We start from the raw sequence: 15865 nt of genomic DNA on the forward strand, positions 1-15865 counted from the left end.
AAGCGGGTAGAGTGGTGCCGTGCCGCAGGAGCGGCGCGCCCCCTCTGCGAAGGAAGACCGACCGTGCTCCCACGGCTCGACCTCACCGGCTGGCGCGGCCTCGGGGCCTTCTGGGTCCTGGTGATGGCCCTGTTCGCCGGTGGCGCCGGCCTGCTCGCCTGGCTTGGTCCGCCGCCGGGCCTGCCGGCCCCTGTCCCCCTGGCGGCGCAGGCGCCGCCCGCGGCCTCCCCCGCACCGGCCGGGGCGGCGGCCCCGGCCGCCACGGCCCCGCCGGCCACGGGCGCCGTCCCCCCATCTGCTGCGGGCGCGGAGGCCGGCCCCGCCCAGGTTGCAGCGCCGGAGCCCTCCCCCATCCTGGAGGCCGCCTATCGCAGCGCCCAGCCCGGCCGGCCCACCCCGGCCGTCGATCCCGCGCTGATCGAGAATGGCCCGCATGGCCGCCTGCCGCGCATCGGGCCCGATGGCCGCACCGCCATCCGCACCTATGGCCGGCCCTTCGACCGGCAGGACCCGCGGCCGCGCATCGGCCTCGTCATCGGGGGGCTGGGCATGAATGCCGCGGTGACGGAGGAGGCGATCCGCCGCCTGCCCGGCACCGTCACCCTGGCCTTCAGCCCCTATGCCCCACGGGTCGAGCGGTTGCTGGACCAGGCCCGCGCCAAGGGGATGGAGGTGCTGCTGGCGCTGCCGCTGGAGCCGACCGGCTACCCGCTGAACAATCCGGGCGACCGGGCGCTGCTGACCGGCCTCAATCCTGCGGAGAATCACGACCGGCTGCTCTGGGCGCTCTCGCGTTTCACGGGCTATGCCGGGGCGATCGGCGCGCTCGGGCCCATGCGGGGGGAGCGTTACGCCCAGCTGGGCGAGGCCATGGGCGCGCTGCAGACGACGCTCTATGCCCGGGGCCTGCTCTATGTCGATCCGCGCCCGGGCGCGGTGCGCGGGCCGGAACGGGCCTGGGGCCGCGGCGTCGATCTGGTGGTGGATGAGCCGGCGACCCGCAGCGAGATCGAGCGCAAGCTGGCGGCGCTGGAGGCCCTGGCGCGGGAGCACGGCACGGCGCTGGGCTATGCGGGGGAGGCCTCGCCGGTGCTGGTGGACCGGGTGGCGGCCTGGGCCGGCAGCGTGGAGGCGCGCGGGCTGGTGCTGGCGCCGGTCACGGCGATGCTCCGCCGGCCGGAGGTGGAGCCGGCGCGGGGCCGCTGACCGCGGGCGCGCGCCGCGGTATGGCTGCGCCGCTTCGGAGTTGACCCATGGACCTGCCCTACCGCCTCTGCGTCGGCGCCCTGCTGTTCAACAAGGACGGGCTGGTGCTCGTCGCCCGCCGCGCCGACCTGCCGAATGCCGAAGGCGCGGCCGGCGGCTGGCAACTGCCGCAGGGCGGCATCGATGCCGGCGAGGATCCGCGCATCGCCATCTTCCGCGAGCTGGAGGAGGAGATCGGCACCGCCAGGGCGGAGATCATCGCCGAGCATCCGGACTGGCTGACCTACGACCTGCCGCCCGGGCTGATCGGCAAGGCGCTGGGCGGGAAGTACCGGGGCCAGAAGCAGCGCTGGTTCGCGCTGCGCTTCCTGGGCGAGGACAGCGACATCCGGCTGGACCTGGACCCGCACCCGGAATTCGATGCCTGGCGCTGGGCGAGACTGGCGGAGCTGCCGGAGCTGGCGGTGGCCTTCAAGCGGGAGATCTATGAGGTGCTGGCGCGGGATTTCGCGCGGTTCGCGGCGCGGTAGCCCATACCGGCCAGCATGAATGCCGGCAGGCATGGCTCGTTGCCCAGCGCGCAGCCGCCAACCCAACCCTGCGCGCGATACCGACCGGCAGACATCGAGACGTCTGCCGGTCGGTAAGCCCATTTCCGCCGCAGGAATCTGCGGGCGCTTTCATCGCAACCTCAGGCGTGACGCCGGTCTGCCACCGGCAGGACCGTCTCGCCGGGCCTGAAAGCCAGGCGCGGCCTTCCTGGCGGCGCCGGTTTCCATTCAGAACAGCGCCGCGAAGGGCAGCACCCGCACCGCATCCCCCGGCGCCACGGCCGTGACATCCTCGGGCAGTTCGGCGAAGGCGTCGCTCTCGGTGAGGGAGGTCAGCAGCCCGGCCCCCTCCCGCTCGAATTTCTCGGCGACCGGCATCTCCCCGCCCGGCTGCAGCCGCACCCGCACATATTCGCGCCGCCCGGCCTTCTTGCGGTAGCGGAACTCCGCCCGTGCCGGGAAGCGCGGCAGCGGCTCCGGCAATGCCCCCGCCAGGCGCAGCACCAGGGGCCGGGCCAGGTGCAGGAAGGTCACCACCGCCGCCACCGGGTTGCCGGGCAGGCCCAGCACCGGCGTGCCGCCCACCACTCCCATCGCCGCCGGGCGGCCGGGCTTCACCGCCAGCCGCCAGAAGACCAGCCTGCCGCCCTGCTCGATGGCGGCGCGGACATGGTCCTCCTCCCCGGTGCTGACGCCGCCCGAGGTCAGCAGCAGGTCGTGGCTGCCGGCAGCCGCGCGCAGCGCCGCGGCGCTCGCCTCCGCCCGGTCCGGCAGGATGCCGAGATCGATCGCCTCCACCGGCAGCCGGGCCAGCAGGGCGAGCAGGGTGAAGCGGTTGCTGTCATAGGTCTGCGCCGAGCCGAGGGCGCTGCCGGGCGAGGCCAGCTCATCCCCGGTCGAGAAGACGCCGACCCGGATGCGCGGCACGACCGGCAGCGCGGCGCAGCCGAGCGCGGCGGCAAGGCCGATCTCCGGCGCCCGCAGCCGCCGCCCGGCGGGCAGCGCGATGGCGCCCTGCGCCACATCCTCCCCCGCCGGGCGGGCATTGGCGCCGGGCCTGAGGCCGGGCGGGACCAGCACCGCGCCCGGCTCCTGCCCCGCATCCTCCTGCATCAGCACCGTGTCGGCGCCGGGCGGCATCGGGGCGCCGGTGAAGATGCGGGCGGCGGCGCCCGACGGCAGAGAGGGCGCCGCCTGGCCGGCCGCGACCCGCCCTTCCAGCCGCAGCCGCGTCGGGCCCTCGGCGGCCAGGTCGGCGTGGCGGAAGGCATAGCCATCCACCGCGCTGTTGAAGAAGGGTGGCAGCGGCAGCGGCGCCCGCAGGTCGCGCGCCAGCACCCGGCCGAGCGCGGCGGCCAGCGCCACCTGTTCCTCGCCCGCCACGGGCGGGACGCGCTCGGCGATCAGCGCCTCGGCGGCTTCGACCGAGAGCAGCGGACCGCCGAAGGCGAAGCAGTCATCCGAGAGCTGCGCCAAACCGCCTCATCCCATCCAGGCCGCGGCATCCACGGCGAACCGCTCCACCAGATCGGCGATGCCCTCCGCATCGTCCAGGGGGGCCCAGGGCAGATCGGTGGCGGGCGGCCGTATATCGGCGGCAATGCCGGCGATATGCGGGTCCTCCGGGTGCAGCCAGGGCTTGCCGTTTTCCGCCCGGTGGACCTCGATCTTCGGATGGGTGTCGCGCTTGAAGCCCTCGACGATCACGAGATCCACGGGCGAGAGGCGCGAGAGAAGGAAGCGCAGGTCGGGCTCCGGCCCGCCGCGCAGTTCCGTCATCAGCGCCCAGCGATGGGCGGAGCTGACCAGCACCTGTTGCGCGCCTGCCTGCCGGTGCTCCCAGGAATCCTTGCCGGGCGTATCGACATCGAAGCGATGATGCGCGTGCTTGAGGGTGGAGACGCCGATGCCCCGGCGGGCGAGGCAGGGGATCAGCCGGATGAGGAGCGTGGTCTTGCCGGCCCCGCTCCAGCCGGCGAGGCCGATGAGCTTCATGGTGACCCATTATAGGGAAGAGCGCCGCGGCGCGAAGGAAAGGCGGCGGGGTGGCCCGGCCTTCTCTCCCCGGCTGGCAGCGGAGACGCCTGCCGGGGGCAAGGCGGGGGCCCGGTGACAGCCCCCTGCCGCATTCCTCCCCCGCCGGGGCGGGGGAGGGCCTGGATCAGTCGCCGCCCGCGGCGCGGGCGCCGGGCGGCAGGACGGTCTGGCGGGCCTTCTCGACCTCTTCCTCGACCCAGAGACCGTGATGCTCCTTGGCCCAGTTGTAGTCCACCTGGCCGGAGCCCATGGCATCGAAGGCCCCCTCCATCCCGACCGAGCCGATATAGATATGCGCCAGCATGGCCGCGATCATCAGCACGGCGATGATCCCGTGCACCATATGGGCCAGCTGCATGCCGGCGATATCGGTGACGGTGAAGGGGAAGATCAGCACATAGCCGGAGGCCGCGACCAGGCCGCCGCCCAGCACCGTGATCCAGAAGACCATCTTCTGCCCGGCATTGAACCGCCCGGCGACCGGATGGCCCTTGCCGAAGAAGCCGCCGCCGAGCTTCAGCCAGTCGATGTCGCGCCGCTCCGGCAGGTTGTCCTTTGCCCAGAGCAGCAGCATGACGGTGATGCCGAGGGTGAAGGGGAAGGCGAGGTAGTTGTGCGCGACCTTGCCCCAGAGGCTCGCCGCGGTGAAGGCTTCCGGCCCCAGCAGCGGCAGCAGCAGGTGCCGGCCGAAGGTCAGGTTGAGGCCGGTCAGGCCCAGGATGATGAAGCAGGTGGCCACCATCCAGTGATTCGCCCGCTCCAGCAGGGAGAAGCGGGTCATGGTCCGGCCGGAGGCGCCGCCCGGGATGGGAATGCGGCCCTTCACCCCGAAGAAGGCCAGCAGCAGGCCGAGGATGCCGAGCACGGCGACGCCGCCGACCCAGGCGAGGGTGCGGTTGTGGAATTCCCGCCACTCCCGCCCCTGCGGCTGGATCAGGCTGGCCGCACGGGCATCGGGGATGGAGACGCGGCCCTCGATCCGGCCGCCCTGCAGCATGCGCTGCATCTCCATCTCCTCGGCCGAGACGGTGCCGCGGCCGGGGGACGGGGTGGGGGCCTGCGCCTGGACGGCGCCGGCCGAGAGCGTCAGCGCCAGCAGCGCCGCGGGAAGATGGCGGATCATACCGTCAGGTCCTGCTTATAGGCGGTGCGCCAGCCCCAGGCGCCGGAGCCGTAGCCGCGGCGCTGCACGCGTTCCTTGTAGATGCCGGCGATGATGTCGCCGTCACCGGCGAGCAGCGCCTTGGTCGAGCACATCTCGGCGCAGAGCGGCAGCTTGCCTTCCGCGATGCGGTTGGCGCCGTACTGGACGTACTCGACCGCCGAATTGTCCTGCTGCGGGCCGCCGGCGCAGTAGGTGCACTTGTCCATCTTCCCGCGGCCGCCGAAATTCCCGACCTTCGGGTATTGCGGCGCGCCGAAGGGGCAGGCGTAGAAGCAGTAGCCGCAGCCGATGCAGAGGTCCTTGTCGTGCAGCACGATCGCATCCGCGGTCGTGTAGAAGCAGGAGACGGGGCAGACGGCCGCGCAGGGCGCGTCCGTGCAATGCATGCAGGCCATGGAGATCGAGCGCTCCCCCGGCTTGCCGTCATTGATGGTGACGACGCGCCGGCGGTTGATGCCCCAGGGCACCTCGTGCTCGTTCTTGCAGGCGGTGACGCAGGCGTTGCACTCGATGCAGCGGTCGCTGTCACACAGGAACTTCATCCGCGCCATGATCAAGCGCTCCGGATCTGGCAGAGGGTGACCTTCGTCTCTTGCATGAAGGTCACGGGGTCATAGCCATAGGTGGTCACGGTGTTCACGCTCTCGCCCAGCACGATGGGATCGGTGCCGGCGGGGTAGTGTTTCCGCCGGTCCTCGCCCTGGAACCAGCCGCCGAAATGGAAGGGCATGAAGGCGACACCCTTCGCCACGCGCTCCGTCACCAGCGCCTTCACGCGGGTCTTCGCGCCGCTCTCCGGCCCCGTCACCCAGACCCAGGCGCCGTCGCGGATCTTTCGCTCCGCCGCATCGGCCGGGTTGATCTCGACGAACATGTCCTGCTGCAGCTCGGCCAGCCACTTGTTGGACCGCGTCTCCTCGCCGCCGCCCTCGTATTCCACGAGCCGCCCGCTGGTGAGGATGATCGGGAAGTCCTTCGCCACCGTGTTGCTGCGCACCTGCACGCTCTGCCCGAGATGCGGCATGCGGAAGCCGCGGCGGTCCGGCAGCGTCGGGTATTTGGCGATCAGGTCCGGCCGCGCGGTGTAGATCGGCTCACGGTGCACCGGCACCGGGTCGGGCAGGTTCCAGGCGACGGCGCGGGCCTTGGCATTGCCGTAGGGCACGCAGCCATGCTCCATGGCCACGCGGATGATCCCGCCCGAGAGGTCGGTGGCCCAGCTCGCCCGGTCGATATTGGCGCCGAAATGCTTCTCCAGGCTCGCCTTCTCGGCCGCGGTCAGCTCCTCGAACCAGCCGAGGCGCTTGAGCACCGCCACCGTGAATTCCGGATAGCCGTCCTGGATCTCCGAGCCCTTGCTGTAGGAACCCTCGGCCAGCAGGGTCTGGCCGTTGCGCTCCACGCCGAATCGGGCGCGGAAGGTGCCGCCGCCATCCTTCACATGCAGGTTGGTGTTGTAGAGGATGTGCGTGCCGGGATGGCGCTGCTCCGGCGTGCCCCAGCAGGGCCAGGGCAGGCCGTAATAGTCGCCGCGGATCTCGGCCGGGGCGTCGTCCCGTGCGCGCAGCGTCACCAGGTCGAACTTGTCCTGGTGCTGCATGTGCAGCTTGAGGCGCTCCGGCGACTGGCCGGTATAGCCGATCGACCAGAGGCCGCGGTTCATCTCCCGCAAGATGCTCTCGGCGACGACCTTCCCGTCCTTCACCTCGATGCCCGCGAACATCCGGTCCGCAAAGCCGAGGCGCTTCGTCAGCGCATGCAGCACGTCATAGTCGTTGCGGCTCTCGAAGATCGGCTCCACCACCTTGGCGCCCCATTGGAGGGAGCGGTTAGAGACGGTGCGGCTGCCATCCATCTCGAAGCTGGTGCAGATCGGCAGCAGGTAGGTGCCGTCCCGGCGGTTCGAGATCTGGCTGAAGGTGGTCGGGTGCGGGTCGGCGACGACCAGCAGCTCGAGCTTCTCGAGACCCTTCACCATCTCCGGCATGCGGGTGACGGTGTTGCCGCCATGGCCGAAGACCATCATGGCCTTCAGGCTGTGCGGCTGCGCGACATAGGCCTGGCCGTCGCGGTCGGTCTTCTCGCGCTCGCCCGGCATCAGCACGGCGTCGAACCAGCGCGTGGTCGGGATGCCGGGCGTCTCCATCAGCTGCTTGGAGCCGAAGCGGGAGAGCAGCCAGTCGTACTCCACGCCCCAGACGCGGGCCCAGTGGCGCCAGGCATTCTCGTCCAGTCCGTAATAGCCCGGCGTGGTGGTGACATCGAGGCCGAGATCGGTCGCGCCCTGCACGTTGCAGTGGCCGCGGAAAATATTGGCGCCCGTCCCTGTGCTGCCGACATTGCCGGTCGCCAGCAGCAGGATCGAGTAGGCGCGGACATTGGCGGTGCCGACGGTCTTCTGCGTCGCGCCCATGCACCAGATCAGGGTCGCGGGCTTCTGCGTGGCGAACATCTGCGCCACGCGCTTCAGCTGCTCGCCCGGCACGCCGGTGACACGCTCGACCTCCTCGGGCGTCCACTTCGCGACCTCGGCGCGGATCTCCTCCATGCCGTAGACGCGCTGGCGAATGAACTCCTTGTCCTCCCAGCCGTTCTGGAAGATGTGCCAGAGCATGCCCCAGATCAGCGGAATGTCGGTTCCCGGACGCAGCCGGACATATTCGGTGGCGTGCGCCGCGGTGCGGGTGAAGCGCGGGTCGATGACGATCAGGTTCGCCCGGTTGATCTCCTTGCCCGACAGCACGTGCTGGAGCGAGACCGGATGCGCCTCCGCCGGGTTGCCGCCCATGATGATCATGGTCCGGGCGTTGCGGATGTCGTTGTAGCTGTTGGTCTGGGCGCCGTAGCCCCAGGTATTCGCCACGCCCGCGACCGTGGTGCTGTGGCAGATGCGCGCCTGGTGGTCCACCGTGTTGGTGCCCCAGAAGGCGGCCAGCTTGCGGTAGAGATAGGCGGCCTCGTTGGTGAACTTGGCGCTGCCCAGCCAGAAGACGCTGTCGGGCCCGGTGCGGCCGCGGATCTCGGTCAGCTTCGCCGCGATCTCATCGAGCGCGGTGTCCCAGGTGATCCGCCGCCACTGCCCGCCCACCAGCTTCATCGGGTATTTCAGGCGGCGGTCGCCATGCACCAGTTCCCGCACGCTCGCGCCCTTGGCGCAATGCGTGCCGCGGTTGATCGGGCTCTCCCAGGCCGGCTCCTGGCCGACCCAGACGCCGTCCTGCACCTCGGCGATCACGCTGCAGCCGACCGAGCAATGGGTGCAGACATTCTTGACGCGCGCGACCGGCCGCGCGTGGTCCAGCACGCCGGTCGCGGCCCCCGAGGCCTCGGCACGGCTGGCGCCCAGCGTGCCGAGCGCGGCGAGGCCCGCGCCGCCGATGCCGGCCTGGCGCAGGAAGGACCGGCGGTCGAGCCCGCCCGAGGAAAGACCCTGATAGGTTGAGGCAAGGCGCTGCCGCGCCGCCTGCCCGTCTGAGCGCTTGATCAGCATCCCGGCTTGTTCCTGTTGTCCTTGGAGCTCAGTGCTCGTAGGCGTTGGTGCGGTAGAAGGCCTTGACGTGGTCGGTCGCGCGGTAGCGCGCGGCCAGGCGCTGGGCCGCGGTCTCCTTGCGGGCGTCCCGCGCCGGCACGGCATCCGCGCGCTGGGCCGCGGCGGTGCCGGCGCCCGCCGCCGCCGCGGCGGTGCCGATCCCGAGCGCGCGCAGCAGCCCGCGCCGCGCCGGCATGTCCTGGCCCTTCGGCCCGTCCTTCGTCCCGCTCATCACTCGTCCCCGGTCATCTCGGCAGCTCGGCGGCCGCCTGTTCGATCTCGACCGCCACGCGCCCAAGGGTGCCGACGGATCGGTAGAAGCGCGCCGCCTGCGCCCCCTCCAGGTCGGCGAAGAAGCGCGCCGCCCAGGGCCGCATGTGGCGCTGGAAGAAGGGCCCGGCCTCCGCGGGGTCGCCGAAGCGTCCGGCGATCAGGCCGGCCAGCGTCTCGCAGAGGAAGGCGATGTGGTCCTCCGGCTCCGAGACACCCTCGCTGCGCGCGACGCCGAGCCGGGCGAGGTCGCCGCGCAGCTCGGCCAGCGGCCGCTCATGCAGGAAGCCGGTGAGGTAGTAGGAGGCATAGGGCAGCAGCTCGCCCCGCCCGACGCCGATGAAGAGGTCGAAATACTCGCGCTCCAGCGCCGCGGGCTCGGCCGCCCCGGCGGCCTCCGCCACGCCGCGGATCGCCTGGCCGATGGGGGTGGCATTGCCCGCCAGCGCGGCCAGTCGCCGCAACAGGTCCGAATCCGGCGTGCCGCCCAGCAGCCGCCCGATCAGGGCGAAAAGCTGCGCGCGCTCCACATCCACCAGATCGCGTTGCGTGTCCCCGGCCGTCATCGTCTTACGCGTCACAAACCCCAAACGATACAGGCTGCCCTGCGGCGATAACTGACAATGCCGCTCGGGCTTGTCCAGGGGGCCGTTTCGCAACTGCGAGAAACCCCGACCGGCCGGCCCGCGCGCTGTCGCATGCCAGCGCGCCCATCGCAACGACATCTCGCCCAACAGAATGTTGCGAATATCAAACATCAGGGGATGCCGCGCCGGTGCGCATCCCGGACGGCCGGCCGGTTGCCACGGGGGTGCCGCGTCGTCATGCCGCTCCGGACCGCCGGAGTCCTGCGCCACCCCGCGCCTGCACGGCCCGGTTCCACGAGGGCGGGTCCGGCGCCGGCGGACCGATCCCATGCCTGCACGCGGGGGAAGGGCCGGACATCCCGCGCCGGGTGGCGCGGCGCCGGGCGCCGCCGCCTGGGGCAGGGCACGGGCCCGCCTGCCATGCGGGCGTTATCAGACCGGTATGGCGCCACCATGCCGGCGGAGGGGCAGGGGCAAGGCCGGCGGGGCCGCGGCAGCCGGCTCCTCCCCCGGTGTCCCGGCAGACAGGGCGGGCCCCTCGGGCTCCGCCTCCGGTTCCGCCTCAGCTTCCGCTTCAGGCTCCAGTTCCGGCAGCGCCGGAGCCTCCGCCAGGGTGGCCGGTTCGGCGGCCGGCGCATCCTCCGGCGCCGGGCTCTCCTCCGGCTCCTCCGCCAGGCCGATCGCCTGGGCCAGCAGCCGCTTCACATCGCCGCCGAGTTCCAGCCCGAAGCCCGGCACGCCATCCGGGGCGTTGTAGTCCCAGGCATAGTCGGCCGGGCCGATGAAGTCGCGGATGGCGGGGTCGAGCGTCCAGGCCCGCCGCAGCGCCGCATGGCGCAGCGCCGCCGGCACCTGGGGCCGCAGGAAGGCCGAGATGTCGCTCTCCGCGGTCAGGCTCTCGACCGGCGGCAGGCTGGCGGGGTCGAACTCCGCCGCGGCCTCGGCGGGCGCCGGGCTCTCAAGGGGCGGAGGCGCCGCCTCGGCCGGCATGGCCGGCGCAGCCCCGGGTGGTCCCGCCGCCTCGGTCGAAGCAGCGCCGGGCGGCTCCGCCACGGCGGGCGTGGCGGCCGGCGGGACGCCGGCCGCGGCCGCCCGCTTGCGGCGCGACCAGCGGGCGAGGAAGCCTTCGCCTTCGCTCATCCGGCGCCCTCCTCCTCCGCCCGCCGGCCGCGGCGCGCCAGCGCCTCCGGATCGGCCCGGTCGCGCCGGCGCTTGTGGAAGCCGCGCTCGACATGGTGCTCGGCGACGAAAGCCTCGGTCACGGCGCGCAGGCCGGCGGGCAGGGGCAGGGATTCCAGCAGGTCCTCGCCGGAATCGGCATAGGTCTCGGCCTCGCCCGGATCGAGGGTGACGAGGTGGAGGGCGTAGCCGGGCGCGGCCTCGACCGGCCGCAGCACCACCCAGACCCGCGGGGAGGCAGCGGTCAGGTTGTCGCGGTAGTTGGAGGTGTCGGTCGGGTGCAGCGCCACCTCCGCCGTGCCGGCGAAGAAGAGGGTGCGGCCCGCCTCCTCCCGCAGCACGGTCCAGGGCGGGACGGGCGGCGCCGCCTCCAGCACCTCCACCGCGCGCCAGGACCATTCGGCCCAGGGGGTCACGCCGGGCCGGCGCTCGGCCAGCACCCCGACGGGGATGCGGATGGTGCCCGGGACTTCCAGCCGGCTGCTCATGCGCCCGCCTCCGGTGCCTTCAGCGGCAGCCCGACCAGGTTCTGCGGCTTCATGCGGACGCGCTGCGCCGCATCCATCGCCAGGGCGAGATAGACGGGCTTGCCCGCCGCCCGCGGCAGCACCCGGGACATGTCGGCGAACTCCAGGACACCCAGCCAGAGAATGCGCGCGAGCCGCGCCTGCTTCACGGATTTGCCGTGCCAGAGATCATTGGCGATGGCCGTGGCCTCCGCGTCCAGCCCGACATGCCAGGTCCAGTTCCGGTCCTCGATCACCGGGACGGGACGGATGCGGACCTGCTCCCCGATCACATGGCGGATGAAGCGTTCCAGCGCCCGGGCCAGGCCGTGCTGGCCCGGCCGGTCCTCGGCGATGTCGAGGGCGAGGTCATGCGCGTCCGACCGCGCGTGGTAGCCGGGGGCGAGCGCCTCGGAGAGCACCTCCAGCTCCACCTCCCGCGGCTTCGCCCCGGCCTCGGTCAGCAACCGACCGATCGTGCCGAGATCGCCGTCGCCGGCCCGGGCGTCGAGATATTCCTCATCCGCCAGCAGGGTCGCGCCCTGGTGGATGGCGGCGCGCTGCGGGCGGAAGAACAGCTCGGCGGCGCGCAGGGTGAAGGCATCCCCCTCCCCCTCCAGCGCGGCGCGGGCGACCAGATGCGTCAGCATCTGCAGGAACAGCGGCGGGATGCCCGCCACATTGCCGCGGAACAGGCTGAGCCAGGCGGCCTCCAGCGTCGGCTGCGCCTGCACCCGGTCCCGGAAGCCGAGGAAGACCTGCCAGTTCTCCCGCGCATCGGCATCCGCCAGCGCGGCGATCTGCCCGGGCGGGATGGGGCGCAGCGGGTCGGCGAGCAGGCCGGTATGCAGGGCGAGCTCGGCATCGCAGGCCTCCTCCGGCGGCACCAGTTCCGGCCGGGCGAGGAAGGCGCGCCAGAGATCGGGCGTCGGCACCAGCCGGCCCGCCGCGTCGCGATCGCAGAAGAGGTGGCCGGAGGCGAGCCAGAACTCGCCGGGAGCAATGGCGGTGGTCATGGAATCCCACGAAAGGGCTGAGGAATTGCCGGGGCCGCGCACCGGCCTTGCCGGGCGATCAGGGCGGGCCGCCCCGCGGCACCATCGGCCGGGTTCCGGCGGCCCCTGCCAAGCACCCTCGCCGGCAGCCCGCCGCGACCTTCGCCGGGCCGCCAGGCAGGGGCGCCGGCGCGGCGGCAGGCCCTGCGCGCGGTGCCGCCCGGGACCGCGGCCGGCCGCGCCGGCAGAAGAGGCCCGGACGGGCGGTGCCGCATCAGCCCCCCTCCCGGCCGAGCGCGGTGAGGTCGGGGCGGTCCACCGGCTCCTCGCCCTCCACCTCCACCACGGCGAAGACCGGCAGGGAGCCGAAATCGCGGTGCGGGGCGGCGCGGCGGTGCAGGGTGCGGAAGCGCTCGCGCACCTCCTGGCCCCTCGGCCCTTCCTCCAGGCTGCGGGTCAGCGCCAGCACCGTCCCGGGCGGATGGTCGCAGAGCGAGGCGGCGAAGATGATCTCCTCCTCCGCCGCGGCGCGCGCCGCCGCCTCGTCCGGCGCGCCATAGGCGGCGCGGATATGGGCGGCGAGCGCGGCGACGGCTGCCTCCCGCTCGGCCGCCGTCGCCTCGGCGACCTCGACCAGGGTGGACCAACCGAAGGAGGCAAGGCCGAGGAAGCCGGCGCGGAATTCCTGCTTCCGCTTGCCGGTCATCCCGGCCGGGTCCTCGTCCCAGAAGGCGAAGCCGCCGGGCACGGCCCATTCGCCCGGCTCCGCGGCGCGGGTGAAGACCACCTGGTCGGAGGGGTCGAGGCGGAGGGTGCGGGGCAGCCTCGTCATGCGCGCAGCGCCTCCGCAAGCGTGCGGCGCTCGCGCGCGGCGTCGCGCTCCAGCACCAGGTCGCCGGTCGCGGGATCGATGCCGCGCCGCAGGCCGGGCAGGTCCCGCTCGTCCCACAGCCGCGCCAGGTAGCGTTCCGAGAGGCGCTTCGGCCCGCGTGCCTGCCACTCATCCAGCCCGGCCATCAGGTGCCGCGCCCAGGCGGCGGTGAGTTCGGTGGCCGACAGGGCCTCCCACCCCTCCTCCAGCAGGCCGGTCAGGTCCGGCACCTCGCCCGGTTCCAGCGGCAGGCTGAGCGTCAGCCGCACCTCCACCCCCACCACCAGCCAGTCGGGCATGGCGTCCTCCGCCGCGCCGGGCGGGGCGGCCAGGCGCACCGTCCCGCAGCCGGCGCCGTTCACCAGCAGCCGGCCGGGCCAGGCGAATTCCACCGGAATCTCGGGCGGGCCGAAGGCGCCGACGGCATCCGCCAGCGCGTTGGCGGCGGCGAGGAAGGCCAGCCGCGCCGCGGCCAGCGGCATCTCCGGCTCCAGCACCACCGCCGCCTCGGCCCGGGCCGCGGAGCGGACCCAGGCGAGCGTGCCCGCGCCCCGCCCCGGCGCCAGGGCGATGGCGCGCGCCATGGCGTCGCCACCCTCCCGCAGCGGGACGGGGGCGAAGACGGTGGGCAGGTCTGGCATGTCCTGGGGCGGGATGGGCGCATCTCCCTCGCAAGCGGCGGGCCGGGGGCATATATGCGCGCCACCCCGCCGCGCCCAGGCGGCGGCAACAGGAAGATGCCTCCGCGCCTGTTCCGCGCGGGGGGCAGGAGCACCTGGCACCGCGCGCAGCCCCCGGCCGAGGGTCTCGGCCTTCGAGGGGTCGGCGCGGGCCCTCTTTTCGACGCGCGAACCCCGGGCGGGTTCGCCCAGGACCGGGACCCGAATGACCCAGCAGGACCAGCGGATCGCCTTCGTCTGCAGTTGCGAGGACACGATGGTCCTGGACGGCAAGGCCCTCGCCCGCGGCTGCGCGGCCCGAGGGGCCGAGCTGCGCACCGCCGAGCAGCTCTGCCGCGCCCAGCTCGACCGCTTCATGGCCGCGCTGGGCGAGGGGCGGCCGGTGACCGTCGCCTGCACCCAGGAAGCGCCGCTCTTCGCGCAGGAGGCCGAGGCGGCGGGCGCCACCGCGCCGCTCGCCTTCGTCAATGTGCGGGAGCAGGCGGGCTGGGCGAAGGAGGGCGCCTCGGCCGGGCCGAAGATGGCCGCGCTGCTGGCCGCCGCCGCGGTGCCGCTGCCCGCGACGCCCCTGGTGCCGCTGAAGAGCGAGGGGGTGACGCTGGTCCTCGGCCAGGACGCCGCGGCCATCGCGGCGGCCGAGCGGCTGGCGGACCGGCTGGACCTGACCGTGCTGCTGACGGGCCAGGCGCCGGTGCAGCCGGCCCGCGCCGCCGCCTTCCCGGTGCTGCGCGGCCGGGCCAGGGCGGCGACCGGCTGGCTGGGGAATTTCGAGGTGGTGGTGGACGGCTTCGCCGCGCCCTCCCCTGCCTCCCGCGCCGAGTATCGCTGGGGCCCGGCGAAGGACGGGGCGCGGAGCCGCTGCGACATCATCCTGGACCTGACCGGCGGGACGCCGCTCTTCCCGGCGCATGAGGTGCGGCAGGGCTATCTGCGCGCCGACCCCTCGGACCCCGCCGCGGTCGAGCGCGCGCTTTCCGAGGCGGCCGGGCTGGTCGGGGAGTTCGACAAGCCGCGCTTCGTGCAGTTCGAGGCCGGGCTCTGCGCCCATAGCCGCAACAAGCGGACGGGCTGCACCCGCTGCCTCGAGCTCTGCCCGACCGGCGCCATCACGCCGGGGCAGGACGCGGCGACGGGCCGCGCCCTGGACCATGTGGTGATCTCGGCCGAGATCTGCGCCGGCTGCGGCGCCTGCGCCGCGGTCTGCCCGACCGGCGCCGCCACCTACGCCCTGCCGCCGCCCGCGACGACCCTCGCCCGGCTGCGTGCCCTGCTGCTGGGCTTCGCCGAGGCGGGCGGGCGCGACGCGGTGGTGCTGCTGCACGACGCCAAGCACGGGGAGCCGCTGATCGACGCCCTGGCGCGGCATGGGGAGGGGCTGCCGGCGCGGGTGCTGCCGCTGCGCGTCAACGAGGTCTCGCAGCTCGACCTGACCAGCCTCGCCGCCGCCTTCGCCTGGGGCGCCGCGGGCGTGCGGGCGCTACTGCCGGCGCGGCGCGGGCATGGGGCGGAGGGGCTGTTCCGCAACCTGGACTATGTGGGGGCGGCGCTGGACGGGCTGGGGCTGGCGGCTGCCCTCCCCCGCGCCGCGGCGATCGAAACCGACGACCCCTTCACCCTGGGCGAGGCGCTGGCGCCGGCCATGGCGCTGCGCGCCGCCTGGGCGCCGGCGCAGTTCCTGCCGCTCGGCACCCCGCGGGAGGTGCTGCGGCTGGCGCTGAAGGGGCTGCATGCCGCCGCGGGCAGCACCGCGCCGCCGATGGTGCCGATGCCGGAGAGGGCGCCCTTCGGCCTGGCGCGGGTGGCGACGGAGGGCTGCACCCTCTGCCTCGCCTGCACCATGGTCTGCCCGACCGGCGCCTTCAGCGCCAACCCGGAGACGCCGCAGCTGCGCTTCCTCGAGGATGCCTGCGTGCAATGCGGCCTCTGCGCCGCGACCTGCCCGGAGAAGGTGATCACGCTGGAGCCGCGGCTCAATTTCGCCGAGGCCGCCGCACAGCCGCAGGTGGTGAAGGAGGAGCCGCCGGCGCTCTGCACCCGCTGCGCCAAGCCCTTCGGGACGCAGAGCAGCATCGCGCGGGTGAAGGCGAAGCTGACCGCCTCCGGCCACTGGATGTTCGCCGACCCACGGCGGCTGGCGGTGCTGGAGATGTGCGAGGATTGCCGCGCCATCGAGGCGACGATGGGCGGCGTCGATCCCTATGCCGGCCCGCCACGACCGGTGACCAGGACGACGGAGGACTGGCTGCGGGAGCGGCAGGAGGAGAGTTAAGGCCCGGCGGCCCACGGAAG

The 15865-nt window shown here is 73.4% G+C and carries 15 protein-coding genes; 3 read left to right on the forward strand and 12 right to left on the reverse strand.

The window, feature by feature from the left end; genetic code table 11:
• Window positions 1-63: 63 nt before the first annotated feature.
• Together LHA35_RS09075 and LHA35_RS09080 are read left to right on the forward strand one after the other, a co-directional pair.
• On the forward strand, window positions 64-1206 hold the full coding sequence (locus LHA35_RS09075; protein WP_226607300.1) for a divergent polysaccharide deacetylase family protein: 1143 nt from the start codon (window positions 64-66) through the stop codon (window positions 1204-1206).
• Between the two features lie 47 nt (window positions 1207-1253).
• A complete protein-coding gene (locus tag LHA35_RS09080; protein ID WP_226607303.1) occupies window positions 1254-1736 on the forward strand; it encodes an RNA pyrophosphohydrolase in 483 nt (160 codons plus the stop codon).
• Window positions 1737-1985: 249 nt separating this feature from the next.
• Here the strand turns inward: LHA35_RS09080 and LHA35_RS09085 are convergent, their stop codons facing one another.
• From LHA35_RS09085 to LHA35_RS09140, 12 genes are all read right to left on the reverse strand, one after another.
• Window positions 1986-3233: a molybdopterin molybdotransferase MoeA gene (locus tag LHA35_RS09085; RefSeq protein WP_226607306.1), complete on the reverse strand. Its 1248-nt coding sequence runs from the start codon at window positions 3231-3233 to the stop codon at window positions 1986-1988.
• A gap of 6 nt (window positions 3234-3239) precedes the next feature.
• On the reverse strand, window positions 3240-3752 hold the full coding sequence (gene mobB / locus LHA35_RS09090; protein WP_226607309.1) for a molybdopterin-guanine dinucleotide biosynthesis protein B: 513 nt from the start codon (window positions 3750-3752) through the stop codon (window positions 3240-3242).
• Window positions 3753-3918: 166 nt separating this feature from the next.
• A complete protein-coding gene (locus LHA35_RS09095) occupies window positions 3919-4917 on the reverse strand; it encodes a formate dehydrogenase subunit gamma (protein WP_226607311.1) in 999 nt (332 codons plus the stop codon).
• Window positions 4914-5510 carry a formate dehydrogenase FDH3 subunit beta gene (gene fdh3B, locus LHA35_RS09100; protein WP_226607314.1) on the reverse strand — a complete coding sequence of 199 codons (597 nt, stop codon included), beginning with the start codon at window positions 5508-5510 and terminating at the stop codon, window positions 4914-4916. Before fdh3B ends, LHA35_RS09095 begins: the two co-directional genes overlap by 4 nt.
• A 2-nt stretch (window positions 5511-5512) precedes the next feature.
• Window positions 5513-8449: a formate dehydrogenase subunit alpha gene (locus tag LHA35_RS09105; protein ID WP_226607316.1), complete on the reverse strand. Its 2937-nt coding sequence runs from the start codon at window positions 8447-8449 to the stop codon at window positions 5513-5515.
• A 28-nt stretch (window positions 8450-8477) separates the two neighbouring features.
• On the reverse strand, window positions 8478-8720 hold the full coding sequence (locus LHA35_RS09110) for a hypothetical protein (protein ID WP_226607318.1): 243 nt from the start codon (window positions 8718-8720) through the stop codon (window positions 8478-8480).
• A 13-nt stretch (window positions 8721-8733) separates the two neighbouring features.
• Window positions 8734-9324: a TorD/DmsD family molecular chaperone gene (locus tag LHA35_RS09115; RefSeq protein WP_226607320.1), complete on the reverse strand. Its 591-nt coding sequence runs from the start codon at window positions 9322-9324 to the stop codon at window positions 8734-8736.
• A gap of 453 nt (window positions 9325-9777) precedes the next feature.
• Window positions 9778-10485, reverse strand: a complete 708-nt coding sequence (locus LHA35_RS09120; protein WP_226607322.1) for a DUF3306 domain-containing protein — start codon at window positions 10483-10485, stop codon at window positions 9778-9780.
• Window positions 10482-11012, reverse strand: coding sequence for a DUF3305 domain-containing protein (locus LHA35_RS09125; protein ID WP_226607323.1), 531 nt, complete (start codon window positions 11010-11012; stop codon window positions 10482-10484). Before LHA35_RS09125 ends, LHA35_RS09120 begins: the two co-directional genes overlap by 4 nt.
• Complete coding sequence (locus tag LHA35_RS09130; RefSeq protein WP_226607325.1) at window positions 11009-12046, reverse strand: DUF6352 family protein; 1038 nt, start codon at window positions 12044-12046, stop codon at window positions 11009-11011. Before LHA35_RS09130 ends, LHA35_RS09125 begins: the two co-directional genes overlap by 4 nt.
• A 253-nt stretch (window positions 12047-12299) precedes the next feature.
• Window positions 12300-12857, reverse strand: a complete 558-nt coding sequence (locus LHA35_RS09135; protein WP_226607327.1) for a DUF6505 family protein — start codon at window positions 12855-12857, stop codon at window positions 12300-12302.
• Window positions 12854-13537: a biotin/lipoate--protein ligase family protein gene (locus LHA35_RS09140; RefSeq protein WP_226607329.1), complete on the reverse strand. Its 684-nt coding sequence runs from the start codon at window positions 13535-13537 to the stop codon at window positions 12854-12856. The genes LHA35_RS09135 and LHA35_RS09140 overlap by 4 nt, the downstream gene beginning before the upstream one ends.
• 244 nt (window positions 13538-13781) lie before the next feature.
• On the opposite strand from LHA35_RS09140, the gene LHA35_RS09145 reads away from it, so the two are divergent.
• Entirely contained in the window at window positions 13782-15845 is a 2064-nt protein-coding gene (locus tag LHA35_RS09145; RefSeq protein WP_226607331.1) for a 4Fe-4S dicluster domain-containing protein, read from the forward strand.
• Window positions 15846-15865: the final 20 nt, after the last annotated feature.

The organism is Roseicella aerolata (genome assembly GCF_020523605.1).
Taxonomy (GTDB): domain Bacteria; phylum Pseudomonadota; class Alphaproteobacteria; order Acetobacterales; family Acetobacteraceae; genus Paracraurococcus; species Paracraurococcus aerolatus.

Coding starts and splice junctions, on each gene's coding strand:
- LHA35_RS09080 (WP_226607303.1), top strand. CDS start 1,254: ATGGACCTGCCCTACCGCCTCTGCGTCGGCGCCCTGCTGTTCAACAAG.
- mobB (WP_226607309.1), bottom strand. CDS start 3,752: ATGAAGCTCATCGGCCTCGCCGGCTGGAGCGGGGCCGGCAAGACCACG.
- LHA35_RS09095 (WP_226607311.1), bottom strand. CDS start 4,917: ATGATCCGCCATCTTCCCGCGGCGCTGCTGGCGCTGACGCTCTCGGCC.
- fdh3B (WP_226607314.1), bottom strand. CDS start 5,510: ATGGCGCGGATGAAGTTCCTGTGTGACAGCGACCGCTGCATCGAGTGC.
- LHA35_RS09105 (WP_226607316.1), bottom strand. CDS start 8,449: ATGCTGATCAAGCGCTCAGACGGGCAGGCGGCGCGGCAGCGCCTTGCC.
- LHA35_RS09110 (WP_226607318.1), bottom strand. CDS start 8,720: ATGAGCGGGACGAAGGACGGGCCGAAGGGCCAGGACATGCCGGCGCGG.
- LHA35_RS09115 (WP_226607320.1), bottom strand. CDS start 9,324: ATGACGGCCGGGGACACGCAACGCGATCTGGTGGATGTGGAGCGCGCG.
- LHA35_RS09120 (WP_226607322.1), bottom strand. CDS start 10,485: ATGAGCGAAGGCGAAGGCTTCCTCGCCCGCTGGTCGCGCCGCAAGCGG.
- LHA35_RS09125 (WP_226607323.1), bottom strand. CDS start 11,012: ATGAGCAGCCGGCTGGAAGTCCCGGGCACCATCCGCATCCCCGTCGGG.
- LHA35_RS09130 (WP_226607325.1), bottom strand. CDS start 12,046: ATGACCACCGCCATTGCTCCCGGCGAGTTCTGGCTCGCCTCCGGCCAC.
- LHA35_RS09135 (WP_226607327.1), bottom strand. CDS start 12,857: ATGACGAGGCTGCCCCGCACCCTCCGCCTCGACCCCTCCGACCAGGTG.
- LHA35_RS09140 (WP_226607329.1), bottom strand. CDS start 13,537: ATGCCAGACCTGCCCACCGTCTTCGCCCCCGTCCCGCTGCGGGAGGGT.
- LHA35_RS09145 (WP_226607331.1), top strand. CDS start 13,782: ATGACCCAGCAGGACCAGCGGATCGCCTTCGTCTGCAGTTGCGAGGAC.